This window comes from Actinacidiphila alni, assembly GCF_900112845.1.
GTDB classification, from domain to species: Bacteria; Actinomycetota; Actinomycetes; order Streptomycetales; family Streptomycetaceae; genus Actinacidiphila; species Actinacidiphila alni.
Map to the genome: position 1 here is coordinate 214,105 of NZ_FONG01000004.1, position 20,541 is coordinate 234,645.

The following is a 20,541-nucleotide window of genomic DNA, read 5'->3' on the forward strand; positions in this document are numbered from 1 at the left end:
TGCTTCAACTACTCGGGGCTGCCCGCCCCGTACCGCCTGACCAGCGGCGACAGCACCAGGACCGACTTCGTCCGGGTCACGAACGGCTCCCCCGCGATCCGCTCCAGAACCCGTTCGAAATGCCGTACGTCCGCGGCGAAGACCTGGACCACCGCGTCCGCGTCCCCGGTCACCGTGGAGGCGGACGCCACCTCCGGATAGTGCGCCAGACCCCGCCTGATGTCGGCGGGCGAGGTGTTGTGACGGCAGTACAGCTCGACGAACGCCTCGGTCTGCCAGCCGAGCGCCGCCGGGTCCACCCGTACGGTGAAACCGGTGATCGCGCCCTCGGCGAGCAGCCGGTCCACCCGGCGCTTCACCGCGGGCGCCGACAGCCCGACCTGGGCGCCGATGTCCGCGTAGGACCGGCGGGCGTCCTCGGCGAGGGCGTGCACGATGCGTTCGTCGAGATCGCTGAGCAGCTTCACAACTCGCAGGATAGAGACATCTCCGGCACGCGGCGCCGCGGGGCCGGTCCGCCCGCGGGGCACCGCCCGCGGCGCCGGCTCACTCTTCGGCGGCCAGCATCCGCAGCGACGCCTCCCAGAGCCGGTCGGCGCCGTCCGGGTCGAGCGCGTAGGCCGCGACACCGGTGAAGTCGCCGGGCGCGCGCCGTACGACCACCGGCGCCTGCGCGCAGTCCTCGAAGTACCGGCCGCCGACGCCGTCGAGCAGTGGTGAGGCGGCGAGCAGGACGGAGGTGGCCGCGCCCTGTTCGGCGGTCTTGCGCCGCTCCGGCGGGGTGAGCAGCCTGCCGCCGACGTGCCGCTGGAGGTTGGTCGCGATGGCGCCCGGATTGAGGGCGTTGGCAGTGATGTCGTCGGCCGCCCAGCGGGCCGTGGCACCCACCGCGAACAGCACATTGGCGGTCTTGGACTGCCCGTAGGCGAGCGCCGGGTCGTAGGGGCGGATGTGGAAGTGCGGGTCGTCCAGGACGACGGGCGACAGCAGATTGGCGCTGGAGCTGACGGCGACGATCCGGGCGCCGCGCGCGGCGGCCAGGGCGCCGTGCAGCGCCGTCGTCAGCGCGAAGTGGCCGAGGTGGTTGGTGGCGAACTGCCACTCCCAGCCCTCGGGGGTGTGCTGCTCGGGCGTGGCCATCACCCCGGCGTTGTTGACCAGGATGTGCAGCGGACCGTCCCAGCGCGCGGCGAAATCCGCGACCGACGCGCGGTCGGTCAGGTCGAGGCGGGCGACGCGTACGGAGGCGGCGCCGGCGCCGGCGGTGATGTCGGCGGCGGCCTTCTCGCCGGCGGCGGTGTCACGTACGGCGAGCGTGACCTCGGCCCCGGCGCCGGCCAGGGCCCGCGCGGTCTCGACCCCGATCCCCGAGGCGCCGCCGGTGACGACGGCCCGCCGCCCGGTGAGGTCGACGCCGCGGACGACCTCGGCGGCGGTCGAGGCGAAGCCGAAGGGAGTGCTGACAGGTGTGTTCGTGGCGGTGCGTGTCATGGCTCCACCGTCGCGCGCGCCCCCGGGCCGGACCAGACCCCGCTGTTCCGGGTACTCCCGGGGACACCCTCAGGCGGCGGCGACGGCACCGCCCCCCTCACGCACCGGCACCGGCACCGATCATCCCCAGCTGGAGTGGACCGGCTTGCCCTCGGCGTAGCCCGCCGCGCTCTGGATGCCGACGATCGCCTTCTCGGCGAATTCGGCGAGCGAGCCCGCGCCGGCGTAGGTGCAGGAGCTGCGGACACCGGCGATGACGGAGTCGATCAGGTCCTCCACACCGGGCCGCGCCGGGTCGAGGAACATCCGGGAGGTCGAGATGCCCTCCTCGAACAGCGCCTTGCGGGCCCTGTCGTACGCCGATTCCTCGCTGGTGCGGTTGCGGACCGCGCGCGCGGACGCCATGCCGAAGGACTCCTTGTACAGCCGCCCGTCGGCGGCCTGCTGGAGGTCGCCGGGCGACTCGTACGTACCGGCGAACCAGGAGCCGATCATGACGTTGGACGCCCCGGCGGCCAGCGCCATGGCGACGTCGCGCGGGTGCCGGACACCGCCGTCGGCCCAGACGTGCTTGCCGTGCTTGCGGGCCTCGGCGGCGCATTCCAGGACGGCGGAGAACTGCGGCCGGCCGACGCCGGTCATCATCCGCGTGGTGCACATGGCGCCGGGTCCGACACCGACCTTGATGATGTCGGCGCCCGCCTCGATGAGGTCGCGGACGCCCTCGGCGGCCACGATGTTGCCCGCCACGATCGGCACCCGCGGGTCGAGGGCGCGCACGGCGCGCACCGCGGCGAGCATCGACTCCTGGTGGCCGTGCGCGGTGTCCACCACCAGGGTGTCCACACCGGCGTCGAGCAGCTGCTTGGCCTTGCCCGCGACGTCGCCGTTGATGCCCACGGCCGCGGCGATCCGCAGCCGCCCGTCGGCGTCCACGGCGGGCTCGTACAGCGTGGCGCGCAGCGCGGCCTTGCGGGTGAGGATGCCGACCAGCCGTCCGTCGGCGTCCACGGCCGGCGCGAGCTTGCGGTGCGCGTCCTCGAGACGGTTGAACGCCTCGCGCGGGTCGATGTCCTCGGCGAGCAGCAGCAGGTCCCTGGACATGACCTCGGACAGCTGCGTGAAGCGGTCCACCCCGGTCAGGTCGGACTCGGTGACCACGCCGACCGGCCGCCCGTCGGCGACCACGACACCCGCGCCGTGCGCCCGCTTGGGCAGCAGCGACAGCGCGTCGGCGACGGTCTGCGAGGGCGCGAGCGTGATGGGGGTGTCCAGCACCAGATGGCGCTGCTTGACGTAGCGGACCACATCGGTGACCACGTCGATCGGGATGTCCTGCGGGATGACGACCAGGCCGCCGCGGCGGGCCACGGTCTCGGCCATCCGGCGGCCCGCGATGGCCGTCATGTTCGCCACGACGAGCGGGATGGTGGTGCCCGTACCGTCCGGGGACCTGAGGTCCACACCCTGGCGGGAACCGACCGCGCTGCGGCTCGGCACCATGAAGACGTCGTCGTACGTCAGGTCGTACGGGGGCTGAATATCGTTGAGGAAACGCACGTACTTCATATTTGCATGCGGACGCCCGCCGCGCCTACGGACGAACGTCCCGGTCTTCCGGGCCGTCGTTCGTGTCTTCCTCCAAGCCCGCTTCCTCCAAGCCCGGCTCCGCCGGGCCGGCGTCCACCACCAGCACCCGCAGCTCGGTGTCCGTGTCCCGCCAGAAGGTCTCGGCGTCGCGCAGTACGTCCTTCACGATCCGCCACTCGCGCGGCTTGGCCGCCGCGTACTCCTGCCACCCCGTCACCCGCAGCTCGCGTCCCGCGGGCCCGGTCGGCCACCAGGACAGGTCGGTGAGGCAGTCGGCGAGCGCGTCCCAGTTGCGGCCGAACCAGTCCGGCAGGTGCAGCCGCTCGGTGCAACGGTCCATGAAGGTCTGGCGGTCGCCGACACCGGTCAGGTCGAGGACGAGCGTGCCGTCCGGGGCCGTCGTCATCGGAGCACCGCCTCGAAGCTCTGGTAGTGGTCGTCGGTGTAGAAGAGTTCGTCATTGCGGCCGGTGACGATCCGCCGCGCGCCGCGGTCCCGGGAGCCCGGGGTGGGCACGGTGTACTCGTGGTAGTAGCCGCGCGGATGGGAGGGCAGTTCCTTCTCCAGATTGCCGAAGACGATGCCGTCCCTGCGGTACGGGTAAGGACCGCCGCGGTCGATCAGCGCGAGGGTGTCGCGGGCCTGCGCGGGCAGGTCGGCGGCGCGCACCGTGCGATGGCCGTCCGCCCACGCCGGGGCGCTCGCGGTGGCCGAAGAACCGGACGAGTGCCCGGAAGAGTGCCCGGTCGAGTGCGCGGCGGCCGGGCTCGCCGAGGAGTCCGCGCAGCCGCCGAGGAGCGCGCAGAACAGGGCGAGCAGGCAGGTGGCGAGCACGGCGGCGGCCGCGCGCGGAAGGGTCCGCAGCATGCCGCCGATGCTGCCACACATGATCATCGGCGACGTGGAACGGCACTCCGTGCCGTGTACGGCACCGGCGCTACTTCTCCCGGTCCGCCCAGCGGCTACTCGTCCGGGTCCGCCCGGTCCAGCGCGGGCCGCGGCGCGGGGGCGGTCGAGGAGAGCAGTTGCTCGGCCGCCGCGGTGTCCGTCACCAGGCTGGTGACCAGCCCCGAGCGGAGCACCGCGTCGATGGCGCCCGCCTTGCGCCGGCCGCCGGCGATGGCCAGTACCTCGGGGATGCGCCGCAGCCGGTCCGCCTCGATGGTGATGCAGCGCTCGCCGAGGTCGCGGCCGACCCGGCGGCCCTGCGCGTCGAACAGGTGCGAGGACATCTCGGCCGCGACACCGAGGCCCACGTAATGCTCGCGCTCCTTGTCGGTGAGCGCGTCGTGCACGGTCGAGATGCCCGCTTCCCAGGAGCCGATGGAGACCACGGCGACGGTGACCTTCTCGAAGTAGCCCATGGCGGCGGCGATCCCGCTCTGCGCGCGCAGCGCTGCGGCCGTCGCGGGGTCGGCGAGCACCATCGGCGCGTACAGCGGGTGCGCCTCGCCGCCGGAGACGGCGGCCGCGGTGCGGACCGCCTCGACCGAGCCGCGTTCCGTGGTGCCCACGTCGTACACGCCGGTGAGCTGGACGACCGTGCAGGGCGCCAGGCGTTCCAGCGCGTTGGCCATGGTGATGATGGAGCGGCCCCAGGCCAGGCCCAGGACGTCGCCGTCGTCCACCAGTTCGCCGAGCAGTCCGGCGGCGACCGCGCCGAGATTCTCCGGGTCGGGCGCGTCCGCCTGGTCGGGCGGGGTCTCGACGACGACCGCGTGCCGCAGTCCGTAGTGCGCGCGCAGGGCGTCGGAGCGTTCGGCGTCCAGTTCGGCGGGGACGCGGATCTCGATTCTCACCAGGTCGCGTTCGAGGGCGGTCTCCAGGACTCTGGCCACCTTGAAGCGGCTGACTCCGAATTCCTCGGCGATCTGGATTTTGGACTTGCCCTCCAGGTAGAAGCGACGTGCCATCGCCGCTGCCTGGACCATCTCGCCGGGGCCCATGCGCACCTGTGTGCGGCCTGTGCTCACGTCGGTTCTCCCCAGTTGCCCATCTGATCCGCGTTGCCCGTCTGATCCGCTCCGCGCTCATCCTCGCAGATCGCGCTGTGTTACGGGCGCGTAGCGACCATGCTTCCGCCCGTGGTAACCCCTGGTAGGCGCCACCGTCACCGGGGGCGGTCCACGCCCTTCGCAGCGGCCTGCTCGCGCAGCGCCCGCACCGCCATCGCGGGGTCGTCCGCGCCGTAGACCGCGGAGCCCGCGACGAAGACGTCAGCGCCCGCCTCCGCGCACCGCTCGATCGTCTCGGCCGAGACGCCGCCGTCGACCTGGAGCCACAGGTCGAGGCCGTGCCGGTCGATCAGCTGCCGGGTGCGGCGGATCTTCGGCAGCATGATGTCGAGGAACGCCTGGCCGCCGAAGCCCGGCTCCACCGTCATGATCAGCAGCATGTCGAGTTCCGGCAGCAGGTCCTCGTAGGGCTCGATCGCGGTGGCCGGCTTGAGCGCCATCGACGCCCGCGCGCCCTTGGCCCGGATCTCCCTGGCCAGCCGGACCGGGGCCGCCGCGGCCTCCACATGGAAGGTCACCGAGCCCGCGCCGGCCTCCACGTACGCAGGCGCCCAGCGGTCGGGGGCCTCGATCATCAGGTGGCAGTCGAGCGGGGTGTCGGTCGCCCTGCTGAGCGACTCGACGACCGGAACGCCCAGCGTGAGGTTGGGGACGAAGTGGTTGTCCATGACGTCGACATGGAGCCAGTCGGCACCCTGGACCGCCTTCGCCTCCTCGGCGAGCCGCGCGAAGTCCGCGGAAAGAATGCTGGGGTTGATCTGGACGCTCATGGGTCCAGCAAACCAGATCCCGGGGCCCGGTGTTTCCCCCGTGCCACTACGGCGATCCGGCGGGCGTACGGCGAACGTCAGTGCCATGCTGGTGCCGATCACTCCCCGGACCGGCGCGGCGGGGAGCAGGGGGACACCACGAGCGAGGCTGGGGGCGGCTCTCATGGCGGACGGACCCGGACGGACGGCGCAGGTGGTCTGCGGGCGGCGCAGCAAATGGGTCGTGCTCGCCCTGTGGGTCGTCGTGCTGGTGGTGGTCTCGCCGCTGGCCCAGAAGCTCACCGACGCGCAGAAGAACGACTCGGCGAGCTGGCTGCCGAGCAACGCCGAGTCCACCCAAGTGCTGGACCTCCAGAAGGAGTTCGTACCGGAGAGCGCGCCCGCGGTCGTCGTGTACACCCGGCCGGGCGGGCTGACCGACGCCGATGTGACGAAGATCGGCAAGGACGCGGCGTCGATCAGGACGCTCACCGCGCACGGCATCGTCGGCACCCGCTCGGTCGGCCCGCAGCTGGACCGGAAGTCCGCGCCGCGCGCCGCACAGCTCATCGTGCCGATCACCATCGACCCGAGCGGCTGGACCGCGATCTCGGACGCGGTCAAGGAGATCCGGCACACCGCGGAGCGGAACGCCGACGGCCTCCAGGTGCACATCACAGGACCCGGCGGTTTCTCCGCCGACTCCGCCGACGCCTTCGCCGGGATCGACGGCACCCTGCTGTACGCGGCGCTGGCCGTCGTCATCGTGATCCTGCTGATCACCTACCGGAGCCTGAGCCTGCTGTTCCTGCCGGTGGTCTCGGTGGTCGGCGCGCTGTTCAGCGCCGAGGCGGTGATCTATCTGCTCGCGAAGCACGCCGGTCTGGTGGTGAACGCGCAGAGCGCGGGCATCCTGACCGTGCTGGTCTTCGGCGCCGGTACGGACTACGCGCTGCTGCTGGTCGCCCGCTACCGCGAGGAGCTGCGCAATCACGAGGACCGGCACGAGGCGATGGCGCTCGCGCTGCACCGCGCGGGCCCGGCGATCATCGCCAGCGCCGCCACGGTGGCGCTGAGCATGCTGTGCCTGCTGGCCGCCGACATGAACTCGACCTCGGGTCTCGGCCCGGTCGCCGCGATCGGTGTGGCGGTGGCGCTGCTGGCGATGCTGACGCTGTTCCCCGCGCTGCTGGTGATCTTCGGCCGCTGGGTGTTCTGGCCCGCGATCCCGCACGTGGGCACCGCGGAGCCGACCAAGAGCGGGGTGTGGGCGCGGATCGGCACCGCCGTCGGCCGCCGGCCGCGGTCGGTGTGGATCACCACGGTGCTGGTGCTCGGCGCGCTCGCCCTCGGTCTGACCTCGCTGAAGGCGACCGGCCTGTCGAGCGCGGACAGCTTCACCAACACCCCGGATTCGGTGACCGGTCAGAAGGTGCAGGCCCGCTACTTCCCGGCCGGCGGCGGCCAGCCGCTGGTGGTGATCGCCCGCGCGGACGCCGCCGGTCCGGTGCGTACGGCGCTGGTGGGGGTCGAGGGTGTCGTGCCGGCATCGGTGGGCACCCCGCCGGGGGTGGCCGCGCAGAAGAACGGGCGGGTCTATCTGGAGGCGACGCTCACCGATCCCGCCGACAGCAAGGCCGCCCAGCGGACCGTCGAGCGGGCCCGTACGGCGCTGCACCAAGTCCCCGACGCGGATGCCCTGGTGGGCGGCGGCACCGCCGTGCAGAAGGACACCAACAAAGCGGCCACGCACGACAACAAGCTGCTGATCCCGCTCATCCTGCTGGTCGTGCTGCTGATCCTGGCGCTGTTGCTGCGCGCCCTGGTGGCGCCGCTGATCCTGATGGCGACGGTGGTGCTGTCCTTCGCCGCCGCGCTCGGCGTCAGTTCGATGGTCTTCCGGCACGTCTTCGACTACGCGGGCGAGGACACGGCCTTCCCGCTGTTCGTCTTCGTGTTCCTGGTCGCGCTGGGCATCGACTACAACATCTTCCTGATGACCCGGATCCGCGAGGAGACCGTACGCCTCGGCACCCGCGACGGCGTCCGTACCGGCCTCGCGGCGACCGGCGGCGTCATCACCTCGGCGGGTCTGGTGCTCGCGGGCACCTTCGCGGTGCTGGGCACGCTGCCGGTGGTCGGTTTCGCCGAGATCGGCTTCGCGGTGGCCTTCGGTGTCCTGCTGGACACCTTCGTCGTCCGCTCGGTGCTGGTCTCCGCGATCACCCTGGACCTCGGCCACCGGGTCTGGTGGCCGAGCAGGCTGGACGCGCCGGGCCACCGGCCGCCCGCCGCCGCGACGGAGTCCCGGGAGGAACCGGCCGAGCGACGGTAGCCGGGCGGTGGTCCCCGGTCCGGTGCCTCAGGCCGTACGGCGCAGCAGCGCGAGGTACATCGCGTCGGTGCCGTGCAGATGCGGCCAGAGCTGGATGTCCGGGCCGTCGCCGAGCGCCGGGACACCGGGCAGCAGCGGGCGTACGTCGAGCCGCTCGGCGGCCGGGGCGCGGTCGTCGCGCAGCACGTCGTCGACGACCGCGCGGGTCTCGGCCAGGTGCGGCGAGCAGGTGGCGTAGCCGACGACACCGCCGACCCGTACGGCGCGCAGCGCCTCGGTGAGCAGTCCGCGCTGCAGCGGCCCGAAGCCCGGCACGTCCTCGGCGCGGCGCCTCCAGCGGGCCTCGGGGCGGCGGCGCAGCGCGCCCAGTCCGGTGCAGGGCACGTCGACCAGTACCCGGTCGAAGGCGCCCTCGGGCCAGGCCGGGCGGGTGCCGTCGGCGACGACGACCTGGTACGGGCCGGGGTTGCCGGCCAGCGAGCGGGACACCAGCCGGGCCCGGTGCGGCTGCTTCTCGGCGGCGACCAGTTCGGCGCCGCGCCCGGCCGCCAGCGCCGCGAGCAGCGCGGCCTTGCCGCCGGGGCCGGCGCAGGCGTCGAGCCAGCGCTCGTCGCGGCCGTCGAGCGGCGCGGCGGCGAGCGCCGCGGCCACCAACTGGCTGCCCTCGTCCTGCACACCGGCGCGGCCCTCGCGCACGGCGTCCACCGCCGACGGGTCGCCGCCCTCGGCGAGCCGTACGGCGTACGGCGACCAGCGGCCCGGCTCCGTGCTCTCCGGAGGCAGCGAGTCCCGCAACTCCTGTGCCGAGGACCGGCCGGGGCGGGCGACCAGCGTCACCTCGGGCCGTTCGTTGTCGGCGGTCAGCAGGTCCTCGATCCCGGCCCGGCCGCCGCCGAGCGCGTCCCACAGCGCGGAGACGATCCAGCGCGGGTGCGAGTGCACCACCGCCAGATGATCCTCGGGGTCCTCGTCGTAGGGCGGGGCGACCTGATCGAGCCAGGTGTCGAGGTCGTGCGCGGAGATCTTGCGCAGCACCGCGTTGACGAATTTGGCGCGGCCGTCGCCGAGCACCACCCGGGCCAGCTCCACGCTGGACGACACCGCCGCGTGCGTCGGGATGCGCGTACCGAGCAACTGGTGGGCTCCGAGCGCCAGTACGTCGAGCACCGGCGGGTCGACCTCGCGCAGCGGCCGGTCCACGCACGCGGCGATCACCGCGTCGTACGTGCCCTGTCCGCGCAGCGTCCCGTACACCAGCTCGGTGGCGAGCGCCGCGTCCCTGCGGTCGAACTGCCGGCCCTTCTTCGCCGCCTCCGCCTCGGCCGCCCGCAGCAGGCCGGGCAGCACCAGATTCGCGTACGCGTCCCGCTCCCCCACCGCCCGCAGCGCCTCGAAGGCCAGGATCCTGACGGGGTCGCGCTGCGGCCGCCGGTACGGCTTGCCCGGCTTGCCCGAGGCTCCCTGCTTGCCCGTGGTGCCCTGCTTGCCGGGCGGGCCCTGCGGACGGCGGCGCTGCTGGTCGTTCACGTAAAGGTGCTCCGATTTTTACGAAGGTCGGTCCGCGCTCCAGCGTACGGCCTTGCGCGGGGCGCCCGTTCCCGGCCGCCGGGACCGGGTGCGGATAGGCTCTGCGCGCGTGGACCACCAATTCCTCCTCGTCGCGGCGGCAGCCCTCGCGATCATGATCTGCGCGTCGGTCTTCGCCCGCCGCACGGGCGTCGCGACCCCGCTGCTGCTGGTGATACTGGGCATCGGCGCGAGCGCGCTGCCCGGCACCCCGACCGTGCACATCGAGCCCGAACTCGTCCTGGCGGGGGTGCTGCCGACGCTGCTGTACGCGTCGGCGGTGCAGTTGCCGGTGCTCGACGTGAAGCGCAATCTCTCGCTGATCACCTGGCTGTCGGTGGTGCTGGTGATCGTCTCCGCACTGGCGATCGGCGCGGTCGTGCACGCCGTCTTCCCCGGGATCTCCTTCGCGCTGGCCACGGCGCTCGGCGCGGTGGTCAGTCCCACCGACGCGGTCGCCGCGACCGCGATCGGGCACCGGGTCGGGCTGCCGCCCCGGCTGATGTCGGTGCTGGAGGGCGAGAGTCTGGTCAACGACGCGGCGGCGCTGGTGCTGCTGCGGACCGCGGTGGCGGCACTCGCCACCACCTCGCACTTCAGCGCGGTCCACACCGTGCTGGACTTCGGCTGGGCCGTGCTGGGCGCGCTGCTGACCGGCCTGGTGGTGGGCTTCGGCACGGTGCTGCTGCGGCAGCGGCTGGACGATCCGGTGCTCAACACGACGATCTCCTTCGCCGTGCCGTTCCTCGCCTACTTCCCGGCCGAGGAGATCGACGCCTCCGGTGTGCTCGCGGTGGTCGTCGCGGGCCTGGTGACCGGCACCATGGGAAGCAAACGCTTCAGCGCCCGGGACCGCCAGACGCAGGTGACGACGTGGGCCACGGCCAGCTTCGTGCTGGAGAGCGGTGTCTTCCTCGCGATGGGCTACCAGCTCCCGGAACTGGTCGACGCGGCGCGCTCGGAGACCTCGCTCGGCGAGATGACCGGTCTCGTGCTGATCGTCGTGGGCCTGCTGATCGCGCTGCGCTTCCTCGGCCTGGCGTGGCCGGCCCGGCAGCGGCGCGTACGGCACGGCGAGCGCACCGAGGAGTTCAGCGCCAAACTCGACCGTTTCGAGCAGCACCTGGAGACGGTGGAGCCGACCGGCGAGCGGGAGGAGAACCGCCTGGCGTGGGCGCGGCGCCGGCTGGCCCGCGGCCGGGCCGAGGTGGAGTTCGAGAAGCGGGAGCCGCTGACCCGGCGCGGGCTGCTGGTGATCGCCTGGGCCGGGATGCGCGGCGTCGTGACGGTCGCCGCCGCGCAGACCATCCCGGTGGACACCCCGCACCGCTCGACGGTGATCCTGGCGGCCTTCTTCGTCGCGCTGATCACGCTGGCGCTCTTCGGCCTCACCCTGCCGGGGCTGATCGCCGCGATGCGCTTTCCGGGCGAGAGCCGCGAGGACCAGCGGGACGCCACGGGCGCGCTGATGCGCAGGATCGGCGGCGCCGCGATCGACGCGGTCGGCCCGGTGGAGGAGCAGAAGATCGACGGAAAGCCGATCGATCCCGAGGTGGCGACGCTGATGAAGGAGCGCGTGGTGCCCGGCCTGATCGCCGCCACCCGGACCGGCGACCGGCCCCCGGCCGACCACCTGGACCAGATGACCGCGGTGCAGAACCGCTACCTCGACGCCATGCGCGACGCCCTGGTCTCCGAGCGCAGCATCGGCGTCTACAGCTCGGACACCTACCGCCAGGTCGAGGCGCTGCTGGACAGCATCGAGCACCGCGTCCGCCGGGACTGACGCCCCGGGCGCACCGCGCGACCGGGCGCCTCTTCCGATTCGGCGGGCACGGGGACGAATCGGCCGCGCGAAGCCGGGCAGGCGAAGACCGAGCGGGCGCCGGCCGGTACCGGCGCGGGAGCGCGGGACGGTCCGCCTGCTCGTACGTCACCGAAAGCCGGTGGCACTGTGAGGAGGCCAGCGATGAGCGGCAGCGACAAGGCCGAAGCCAAGACGGACGTGGCGGCGGGCAAGATCAAGGAGAAGGTCGGCGACACCGTGGGCAACGAGCGCCTCCAGGCCGAAGGGCGCGGGGACCAGGCCGAGGGCCATATGCGCGAGGCCAAGGAGAAGGCCAAGGACGCGGTGAAGGACGTCTTCCACCGCGACGGCGACGACGACTGACCGCGCGGCGCACGGGAGACACCGGGCGCACGAGGGAGCGCGGGGAGCACAAGAAGCACCGCCGGGGGCGGGCCGACAGGGGACAGTCGGCCCGCCCCCGGCGTGCGTCGTACGGCACACGCCGTCACGTCGGCACCGTGTCGGCGGGTGGCCGGACCTGTGCGGGCCATTCGGCGCGAATCGGTCTGTCGGAGAGTGCGGAGCGCGAACTAGCGTCGACGAAGAGTTAGTTGCCTACGGCATTTAGTGCACGAGGCAATCACCTCTCCCGTCCCAGGCGTCCCCGGTGCCTCGGACATGCCGACCCGACAGGAGCCCTGCCATGACCACTGCCGCCCGCCCACCGGTCTCCCTCGATGTCCCCGCGCCGCGCGGGGCGTGCCCCTTCGCGCCGCCTCCCGCGTACGAGCAGGCCCGCGCGGACGAAGCCCCGGCCCGTGTCCGGTTATGGGACGGATCGGCGTGCTGGATGGTGACCCGGCACGCGGACATCAGGACCGTGCTGCGGGACCGCCGCTTCAGCGCCGACGCCACCCGGCCCGGATTCCCCTTCCTCTCGGCGGGTCTGCGGGCGCTGGGCACGGAACGGCCCACCTTCATCAGGATGGACGATCCGGACCACGCCCGGCTGCGCCGCATGCTCACCGCCGACTTCATGATCCGCAAGGTCGCCGAACTCCGCCCGGCGGTGCGCGAGGTCACCGAGGACCTGCTCGCCCGGCTGACCGCCCGCCCCGGCCGCACCGCGGACCTCGTCGCCGACTTCGCGTTGCCGCTGCCCTCCGTCGTGATCTGCCTGATCCTGGGCGTCCCCTACGACGACCACGCCTTCTTCCAGCGGTGCAGCAGCGTCATGCTGCGGACCGACGCTCCGCCCGGGGAGGTCGCGGCGGCCCAGAACGAGCTGCGCGCGTATCTGGTCGGGCTCGCGCGGGCCAAACGGTCCGTCCCGGACGACAGCATCATCGGCCGCCTCGCCGCCCACAGCGGCCTGGACGACGACGAGATCGCGTCGATGGGCCGGCTCCTGCTGGTCGCGGGACACGAGACCACCGCCAACATGACCTCGCTGTCGGTACTCGCCCTGCTGCGCGAGCCCGAGCAGGCCGCGCTGATGCGGCGGGCGATGCGGAGCGACGAGGCGGGTGACAGCGGTCCGCTCGACACCGCCGTCGAGGAACTGCTGCGCCATCTGACCGTCGTGCACAACGGTCTCGGCCGCATCGCCGTCGAGGACGTCGAGATCGGCGGCACCACGATCCGGGCGGGCGACGGGGTGCTGTGCATGCTGGGCGCCGGCAATCGGGACGAGGACGCCTTCCCGGACGGCGACCGGCTCGACCTCGCGCGACCGGGCGCGCGGCGCCATGTCGCCTTCGGCTTCGGTGTCCACCAATGCCTGGGCCAGCCCCTGGCCCGGCTGGAGCTGAGGATCGCGCTGCCCGCCGTCCTTGACCGGCTGCCCGGCCTGCGGCTGGCCGTCCCCTTCGAGCAGCTCCGCTTCCGTTCCGAGATGGCCGTCTACGGCCTGCACGAACTGCCGGTGGCGTGGTGACGCCCCCGGCGGCGACGGACCGCGACGGCGCCCCCGAGGGAGAGGAAGGCGCCATGCGCGTACGGGTCGACACCGACAAGTGCTGCGGCTCCGGCATGTGCGTCCTCACCGCGCCGGACGTCTTCGACCAGCGCGACGAGGACGGCATCGTCCGACTGCTGGACGAGCGGCCGCCCGAGCATGCCTGGCCCGACGTCCGCGAGGCGGCCGTCGGATGCCCGGCGCAGGCGATCGAGGCGGACGAGGACTAGCCGGGGCGGGGGGCCGGGCGCTCCCGTTCGGGCCGTCCCGCGCATCGGACGGCCCGAACGGGCGGGCGTACGGGATTCAGCCGTCCGGCCGGTCGCGGCCCCAGATGTGACCGAGGCGGGCGGTACGGGCTCAGGCGCCGAGTCGGCTGCCCGAGGCGATGCGGACGCCGCGCGCCCAGTCGGCGGCGGCCATCCGCTTCTTGCCCTGCGGCTGCACCTCGCCGAGCAGTACGGCGTGGCTGCCGGTGCCGACGTGGACGGCGTTCTTGGCGACGCCCAACTCGCCGGGCGCGAGGTCGGTCCGGTCCGGCGCGAGGGTGACCGGGCCGAGCTTGAGGCGCTCGCCGCCGGTCAGCGTCCAGGCGCCGGGCGCCGGGGTGCAGCCCCGGATCAGCCGGTCCACCCGGAGCGCGGGCGCGTTCCAGTCGACGGCCGCGTCCTCGACGGTGATCTTGGGCGCGAGTGTGATGCCGTCGGCGGGCTGCTCGCGCGCGACGAGCCGGCCGTCCTCGATCCCGTCCATGGTGGCCACCAGCAGCCCGGCGCCGCCGACCGCGAGCCGGGTCAGCAGGTCACCGCTGGTGTCGGTGGGGCGGATCTCCTCGGTGAGCACCCCGTAGACCGGCCCGGAGTCGAGCCCCTGCTCGATCAGGAAGGTGGACGCCCCGGTGACCTCGTCGCCGGCCATCACGGCGTGCTGCACCGGTGCGGCACCGCGCCAGGCCGGCAGCAGCGAGAAGTGCAGATTGATCCAGCCGTGCGCCGGCACGTCGAGCGCGACCTTCGGCAGCAGCGCGCCGTACGCGACGACCGGGCAGGCATCCGGGGCGATCTCGCGCAGCCGGGCGAGGAAGTCCTCGTCGCGCGGGCGCGTCGGCTTGAGCACCTCGATCCCGGCCTCGGCGGCCCGCTCGGCGACCGGGCTGGCCAGCATTTTGCGCCCGCGCCCGGCCGTCGCGTCGGGCCGGGTCACGACGGCGACGACCTCGTGCCGGTCGGAGGCCAGCAGGGCGTCGAGTGCGGGTACGGCGACCTCGGGGGTGCCGGCGAAGACGAGCCTCATCGTGCGGGGTGTGCCTCTCGATGGTGGTTCCTGGTCCGAATCCTGAGTCCTGGTCCGTGACGGCGGCCGGACCCGTGGGCGTCGCCGGGGGCGGGCGCGTACGGCGCCTGCCGTCACATGCCCCGGCCGAAGGTGTCGTGCGGCGAGATCTTCACCTTCGGCGGTGCGCTCTCCCCCGGCACCCGCCAGATGCCGTCCGGGCCCTCGGTGGCCTCGCGGATCGCCTTCATCGCGGCCTTGCGCCGCTCCGGGTCGAGCCGGTCGATGAAGATGACGCCGTCGAGGTGGTCGGTCTCGTGCTGGATGCAGCGGGCCAGCCGCCGCGTGCCCTCGATGGTGACCGGCTCGCCGTACATGTCGAAGCCCTTGGCGACGACGCCGTACGCGCGCCGGCAGTCGTACGTCAGGCCCGGCAGCGACAGGCAGCCCTCGGGGCCGTCCTGCTCGTCCTCGCTCAGGCTCAGCTCGGGATTGACCAGGTGGCCCAGTTCGCCGTCCACGAAATAGGTGAACACCCGTAGCGAGAAACCGAGTTGGGGCGCGGCGAGGCCGGCGCCCGGGGCGTCCTTCATGGTGTCGGTCAAGTCCTGCACGAGGGTGCGCAGTTCTTTGTCGAAGGTGGTGACCGGCTGCGCCGTCATGCGCAGCACCGGGTCGCCGAACAGGCGGATGGGCTTGACGGACACGGGGGCGGTCTCCTGGAGCGGGCGGGCGTCGGCGGAACAGGGACTGATTCTAGAGGGGGTTCGGGGCCGGTGGGGCGGGGGTGCGCGGGTGGCCGCGCGCCCCCCACGGGTGGGCTGCGCCCCTTGCTGCGTGACTCCATGGGCGGCTGGCGCGTTGGGCAAGAGAGTTTGCCCGAATTCGGGTCAATGCACACGGCCCATTCCTTACGTAATCGCCGGTTGGAGAGGCTTGTTGATGCCCGACCACGCAACCCCTGACGCCCAGGCACGGGCCAGCCTGCACCTGCTGGTGCGGGACATCGAAAGGGTCCGCCGCCAGGTGGACGCGCTGCGGACCCTGACCGCCCAACTGGGCAACGTCTACCGGCCGCGCCGCAGCGGCCCCACCGCCGGATTCGTCGTGTACGGGCGCGCGCCCGCTCCCACGGTCCGGCTCGCGCAGGAACTGCGCGACAGTGTGGAGACCCTGGTCACGGCGGCGGTCGAGTTCGACCGCTCCCTCGGCTTCTCCTGGGACGCGGTCGGCTCCGCCCTCGGCGTCACCAAGCAGGCCGTCCACCGCCGCTACGGTGGCCGCCGCCCGGCGCCGACCACCGAGGGTACGGGGACCCCCGCGCCTCTCGCCTCCGTGCCGGCGGCCCGTTCCATGCCCGGGGCGCTGCCGCTGGGCTCGCACGACGCTCGTGACGACCGCGAGGAGGCGGTCACCTCGCTTCCGGGGCCCCGGAACGGTTGAGCCGTCCCCATCCGGGGAGGGGGTGCCGTCGCTCGCCACGCCGACCGGTCGAGCGGCGGCCCCTCCGGGGCGGGGGGGGCGGCTACGGTCCGTCGCCACCTGCCGCCCGGTGGGGGGCTTTGCCCTTCGGGTGAGTGCCTCTTCCGGCCGGCGTCATAGTGCGGCTGCGGTGGGGGCTGAGCGCGCAGTTCCCCGCGCCCCTGAAAAGACCTGGCGTACCCTTCGCCGACAACGGCGGATGCGCCCCGCAAGGGGCGCGGGGAACTGCGCGACAAGCCCCCACCGCAGCCGCACTGCGAGGACGACGCACGGTGGCACCCACCCAGGGGCGCGGGGAACTGCGCGGCGAGCCATGACGCGGCCGAGAGGGGCACCCGCAGGGAGATGCCGCACCCCTCCGGCGGAGCCGGCTAGCCGATGTCGGTGGGGTCCATCCGGATATGGACCGGCTCGTTTCCTCCACGCGTCGCGCGAGCGATCTGAGCGGCCTTGAGGGAAGCGGCAAGAGCGGAGCCGGTGCCAGGGGGAACGCGGAGCAGAAGCCGTTCCCACTGTTCGCCGGGCGGCGGCTCACCGTGGCGGCGGGTCCGCCCGGGTCCCGAGGCCGGGACGGGCAGGGGCACCGGCCCGAGCAGATCGGTACCCGGGGGAAGGCGCACCGTCTCGGCGAGGTCGGCGACGGCGGCGGGCGGCCCGGTGACGGAGGCCATCCGGGAGACCGGCGGAAACCGCAGCTCGGCCCGCTCGGCCAGCTCGCGCAGGGCGTGCCCGGCGGGGTCCCAGCGGACCAGGGCCTGGACGGGCCGAAGCGTCGGCTCGCCGAGGACGACGACAGTGCCGCCCTCCCCCGCGGGCCTGACCAGAGCCGCGGCGTGCGCCCAGCGGCGCAGCGCCTCCTCGCCGGCCCGCAGGTCGGGCCGGTTCAGCAGCGCCCAGCCGTCGAGCAGCAGGGCCGCCGCGTATCCGGAGTCGGCGACGGGCTCGGCGCCGGGAGTGGCGATCACCAGCGCGGGCGCGGCGCCGACCGACCCGAGGACGGTGTCCCGGCCCGAGGTACGGACGGGAACCTTCGGGAAGGCCCGCCCCAGTTCCTCCGCGGTGCGCCGGGCCCCGACGATCTGCGCGCGCAGCCGGAAGCCGCCGCATTCGGGGCAGTGCCAGTCGGCGGCGGGCCGCCCGCACCAGCCGCAGTGCGGGGTGCCGCCCTGGTCGCGGAGTTCGAGCGGCCCGGCGCAGGTGGTGCAACGGGCCGGTTCACGGCAGTTGTCGCAGGCCATCCTGGGGACGTAGCCGCGGCGCGGCACCTGTACCAGGACCGGGCCGCGGGTCAGCGCATCGCGGGTGACCTGCCAGGCGATCGACGGCAGCCGGGCGGCCCGCGCGGCCTCGTCCCTGGCCTGGTCGCCGTCGCCGACGGTACGGATCAGCGGTGCGGCGGCCCGTACGGCGTCGCGGCTCGCGGCCAAGGGCAGCGCCCAGCCGCTCTCCACCAGCTGCGCCGCCTCCACGGTGCTGGTCAGGCCGCCGAGCAGGAAGGCCGTACGTTCCTCGGCCGCGCGCAGCAGCAGCACATCGCGGGCGTGCGGCTGCGGCGCGTGGAGTTCGAGGTGGCTGGAGTCGCCGTCGTCCCAGATCGCCACGAGGCCGAGGTCGGCGACGGGCGCGAACATCGCGGCGCGCGTCCCGATGACGGCCCGCACCGCGCCGCGGCTGACCGCCAGCCAGCGGCGGTAGCGCTCCTCGGGGCCCGCGTCGGCGGTGAGCAGGACGTGGCGGCCCTCGCCGAGGATCTCGGTGAGCGCGGCGTCCACCCGTGCGGCGGCCCGGCCGTCGGGCAGGACGGCGAGCGCGCCGCGCCCGGACGCCAGGGTGGTGGCGACGGCCAGTGCCAGTTCCTGCGGCCAGTGCGGGCCGGGCAGGGCCAGCCACACCGCGCGCGGGGTGTCGCCGCGGGCCAGCGCCTGGAGGTACGCGGGGCCGGTCGCGTACCGCTGCCAGCTTCCCGGGTCCGGCACCGCCGGGTGCGGCCGCGGGTCCGGCGACGTGTCGCGCTCGGCGCGGGCCATCCGCGGCGGCACCGCGAGCTGGACGACGTCCGCGAGGGCGCCCGCGTAGCGGTCGGCGACCTGGCGGCACAGCTTCAGCAGGGGCGGGGTCAGGACCTGTTCGGTGGACAGCACCTGGGCGAGGGGGGCCAGCGGGCCCCGGAAGTCGCTTTCGGCGCGGCGCTCCACGATGAAGCCGTCGTGCAGTGAGCCGCCTTCTCTGCGGCCCTTCACGACCCGTGCGCCGAAGCGGACTCTTACGCGGACGCCGGGTTGTGCTTTCTCGTCCATCGCGGCCGGCACCGCGTAGTCGAAGAACTGGTCGAGGTGCAGCAGGCCCTTGTCCACCAGGACCCGGGCCACGGGCAGGCCCTCCGCCAGTGGCGCTCCGCGCCACGTCCGGGGTTTGGCCTTGGGCTCCTTGGACTTCCGCACCGTTTCCCGGATGAGCGCGAGTTGCTCGCCTCCCGCGGGGTTCTCCTCTCGGGGCGGCCCCTTCTCCCCATCCTCGCTGCTCACCCTGGAATTCTCCCAGACCCCTCGGACAATCCCGCTCCACGGAGCAGGGCGCCCCATCCGGGGCGCGGGGACGCGGCGCTGCACCGGCGGAAGTGGGTGCCCCATAGGGGCGCTGGGGGCACCTCCCAGCGGTAGCTGGGGGAGGAACTGCGCGCTCAGCCCGCGCGCGCCTTCAGACAAAAAACCGCCCCCAGCGGGGCAGACGCTGTTTGTTCTGCGACCACCGGCCCGGTGGGGGCGGGCCGCGCAGTTCCCCGCGCCCCTAAAAGACCTGACTCACCGCACTCCGCAGGAGACCTCACGCACCCCACCCCGAAGGGGCGCCCCACCCCCGGAGGGGGCCGTACTCCGGGGAAAAGACGGCGCCCCCGGGCACCCGGGGGGAACCCGGGGCGCGGGGGCGCCGTAGGGGGGCTAGAGGCCCGCGGCCGAGCGAAGAGCGTCGACGCGGTCCGTCCGCTCCCAGGTGAAATCGGGCAGCTCACGCCCGAAGTGACCATAGGCCGCGGTCTGAGCGTAGATCGGCCGGAGCAGATCGAGGTCACGGATGATCGCGGCGGGCCGCAGGTCGAAGACCTGGCTGATGGCCTGCTCGATCTTCTCGACGTCCACATTCTGCGTGCCGAAGGTCTCGACGAAGAGCCCGACGGGCTCCGCCTTGCCAATGGCGTACGCGACCTGGACCTCGCAGCGGGCGGCGAGCCCGGCCGCGACCACGTTCTTGGCGACCCACCGCATCGCGTAGGCGGCGGAACGGTCGACCTTGGACGGGTCCTTGCCGGAGAAGGCGCCACCACCGTGGCGGGCCATGCCACCGTACGTGTCGATGATGATCTTGCGGCCGGTGAGGCCCGCGTCACCCATCGGGCCGCCGATCTCGAACCGGCCGGTGGGGTTGACCAGCAGCTTGTAGCCGTCGGTGTCGAGCTTGATGCCCTCGTCGAGCAGTGCCTTCAGCTCGACGTCGACCACGAATTCGCGGATGTCGGGGGCGAGCAGCGACTCCAGGTCGATGTCGGAGGCGTGCTGCGAGGAGACCACGACGGTGTCGAGCCGGACGGCCTTGTCGCCGTCGTACTCGATGGTGACCTGGGTCTTGCCGTCCGGGCGCAGGTACGGGATCTGGCCGTTCTTGCGGACCTCGGTGAGTCGGCGGGAGAGCCGGTGGGCCAGCGTGATCGGCAGCGGCATCAGCTCGGGCGTCTCGTCGGAGGCGTAGCCGAACATCAGGCCCTGGTCGCCGGCGCCCTGCTTGTTGAGGTCGTCGTCGGTGGCGTCCGCACCCGCGACGCGCTTCTCGTAGGCGGTGTCGACGCCCTGCGCGATGTCGGGGGACTGCGCGCCGATGGACACCGAGACGCCGCAGGAGGCGCCGTCGAAGCCCTTCTTGGACGAGTCGTAGCCGATGTCGAGGATCTTGTTGCGCACCAGGGTCGCGATGTCGGCGTACGCGGTGGTCGTGACCTCACCCGCGATGTGCACCTGACCGGTGGTGATCAGCGTCTCGACGGCGACCCGGGAGTGCGGGTCGGCCCCGAGCAGGGCGTCGAGAATGGTGTCGCTGATCTGGTCAGCGATCTTGTCCGGGTGTCCCTCGGTCACGGACTCCGAGGTGAAAAGGCGGCGGGACACATTGCTCCCTGGGGTTGCAGCGGCTGCTGGCTGAATCTTGGCGGAATGCGCAGGGCTGCGCCCGGCACTCCACCGCTAGCTTATAGTCCGCGCCACCGGACGTGACACGGCATCTCGACCTTTGGATGCGTCGGCCGA

The 20,541-nt window shown here is 73.2% G+C and carries 18 protein-coding genes; 6 read left to right on the forward strand and 12 right to left on the reverse strand.

The window, feature by feature from the left end:
* Positions 1-8 precede the first annotated feature (8 nt).
* From BM076_RS08755 to rpe, 7 genes are all read right to left on the reverse strand, one after another.
* A complete protein-coding gene (locus BM076_RS08755) occupies positions 9-467 on the reverse strand; it encodes an Lrp/AsnC family transcriptional regulator (protein WP_245795871.1) in 459 nt (152 codons plus the stop codon).
* 79 nt (positions 468-546) lie between these two features.
* Positions 547-1,491 carry an SDR family NAD(P)-dependent oxidoreductase gene (locus BM076_RS08760; protein WP_093712856.1) on the reverse strand — a complete coding sequence of 315 codons (945 nt, stop codon included), beginning with the start codon at positions 1,489-1,491 and terminating at the stop codon, positions 547-549.
* A gap of 120 nt (positions 1,492-1,611) precedes the next feature.
* A complete protein-coding gene (locus tag BM076_RS08765) occupies positions 1,612-3,060 on the reverse strand; it encodes a GuaB1 family IMP dehydrogenase-related protein (protein ID WP_093712857.1) in 1,449 nt (482 codons plus the stop codon).
* 25 nt (positions 3,061-3,085) lie between these two features.
* Positions 3,086-3,487: a barstar family protein gene (locus tag BM076_RS08770; RefSeq protein ID WP_093712858.1), complete on the reverse strand. Its 402-nt coding sequence runs from the start codon at positions 3,485-3,487 to the stop codon at positions 3,086-3,088.
* The gene (locus BM076_RS08775) at positions 3,484-3,948 is read right to left on the reverse strand and encodes a ribonuclease domain-containing protein (protein ID WP_093713030.1); all 465 of its coding nucleotides are present in this window, start codon (positions 3,946-3,948) and stop codon (positions 3,484-3,486) included. The genes BM076_RS08770 and BM076_RS08775 overlap by 4 nt, the downstream gene beginning before the upstream one ends.
* Positions 3,949-4,043: 95 nt before the next feature.
* Complete coding sequence (locus BM076_RS08780; RefSeq protein WP_177246391.1) at positions 4,044-5,027, reverse strand: sugar-binding transcriptional regulator; 984 nt, start codon at positions 5,025-5,027, stop codon at positions 4,044-4,046.
* 164 nt (positions 5,028-5,191) lie between these two features.
* The gene (gene rpe, locus BM076_RS08785) at positions 5,192-5,866 is read right to left on the reverse strand and encodes a ribulose-phosphate 3-epimerase (RefSeq protein ID WP_093712860.1); all 675 of its coding nucleotides are present in this window, start codon (positions 5,864-5,866) and stop codon (positions 5,192-5,194) included.
* A 163-nt stretch (positions 5,867-6,029) separates the two neighbouring features.
* Between rpe and BM076_RS08790 the strand changes: the two genes are divergently transcribed.
* On the forward strand, positions 6,030-8,180 hold the full coding sequence (locus BM076_RS08790; protein WP_093712861.1) for an MMPL family transporter: 2,151 nt from the start codon (positions 6,030-6,032) through the stop codon (positions 8,178-8,180).
* A 27-nt stretch (positions 8,181-8,207) separates the two neighbouring features.
* On the opposite strand, the gene BM076_RS08795 is transcribed toward BM076_RS08790, so the two are convergent.
* The gene (locus BM076_RS08795; RefSeq protein ID WP_093712862.1) at positions 8,208-9,707 is read right to left on the reverse strand and encodes an RsmB/NOP family class I SAM-dependent RNA methyltransferase; all 1,500 of its coding nucleotides are present in this window, start codon (positions 9,705-9,707) and stop codon (positions 8,208-8,210) included.
* 109 nt (positions 9,708-9,816) lie between these two features.
* On the opposite strand from BM076_RS08795, the gene BM076_RS08800 reads away from it, so the two are divergent.
* From BM076_RS08800 to BM076_RS08815, 4 genes are all read left to right on the forward strand, one after another.
* Positions 9,817-11,532 carry a cation:proton antiporter gene (locus BM076_RS08800; protein ID WP_093712863.1) on the forward strand — a complete coding sequence of 572 codons (1,716 nt, stop codon included), beginning with the start codon at positions 9,817-9,819 and terminating at the stop codon, positions 11,530-11,532.
* Positions 11,533-11,715: 183 nt separating this feature from the next.
* Positions 11,716-11,916 (forward strand): CsbD family protein, encoded by a 201-nt coding sequence (locus BM076_RS08805; protein WP_093712864.1) that lies wholly within the window; start codon positions 11,716-11,718, stop codon positions 11,914-11,916.
* Between the two features lie 322 nt (positions 11,917-12,238).
* The gene (locus tag BM076_RS08810; protein WP_093712865.1) at positions 12,239-13,471 is read left to right on the forward strand and encodes a cytochrome P450; all 1,233 of its coding nucleotides are present in this window, start codon (positions 12,239-12,241) and stop codon (positions 13,469-13,471) included.
* 53 nt (positions 13,472-13,524) lie between these two features.
* The gene (locus tag BM076_RS08815; protein ID WP_093713031.1) at positions 13,525-13,722 is read left to right on the forward strand and encodes a ferredoxin; all 198 of its coding nucleotides are present in this window, start codon (positions 13,525-13,527) and stop codon (positions 13,720-13,722) included.
* A 130-nt stretch (positions 13,723-13,852) separates the two neighbouring features.
* On the opposite strand, the gene fmt is transcribed toward BM076_RS08815, so the two are convergent.
* Positions 13,853-14,785: a methionyl-tRNA formyltransferase gene (gene fmt, locus BM076_RS08820; protein ID WP_093712866.1), complete on the reverse strand. Its 933-nt coding sequence runs from the start codon at positions 14,783-14,785 to the stop codon at positions 13,853-13,855.
* 113 nt (positions 14,786-14,898) lie between these two features.
* Positions 14,899-15,471, reverse strand: a complete 573-nt coding sequence (def, locus tag BM076_RS08825) for a peptide deformylase (RefSeq protein WP_093712867.1) — start codon at positions 15,469-15,471, stop codon at positions 14,899-14,901.
* A gap of 235 nt (positions 15,472-15,706) precedes the next feature.
* Between def and BM076_RS08830 the strand changes: the two genes are divergently transcribed.
* Entirely contained in the window at positions 15,707-16,207 is a 501-nt protein-coding gene (locus BM076_RS08830) for a hypothetical protein (RefSeq protein WP_093712868.1), read from the forward strand.
* A gap of 410 nt (positions 16,208-16,617) precedes the next feature.
* On the opposite strand, the gene BM076_RS08835 is transcribed toward BM076_RS08830, so the two are convergent.
* Together BM076_RS08835 and metK are read right to left on the reverse strand one after the other, a co-directional pair.
* Complete coding sequence (locus BM076_RS08835; protein WP_245795872.1) at positions 16,618-18,771, reverse strand: primosomal protein N'; 2,154 nt, start codon at positions 18,769-18,771, stop codon at positions 16,618-16,620.
* 414 nt (positions 18,772-19,185) lie between these two features.
* Positions 19,186-20,403, reverse strand: a complete 1,218-nt coding sequence (gene metK, locus BM076_RS08840; RefSeq protein WP_093712870.1) for a methionine adenosyltransferase — start codon at positions 20,401-20,403, stop codon at positions 19,186-19,188.
* Positions 20,404-20,541 lie beyond the last annotated feature (138 nt).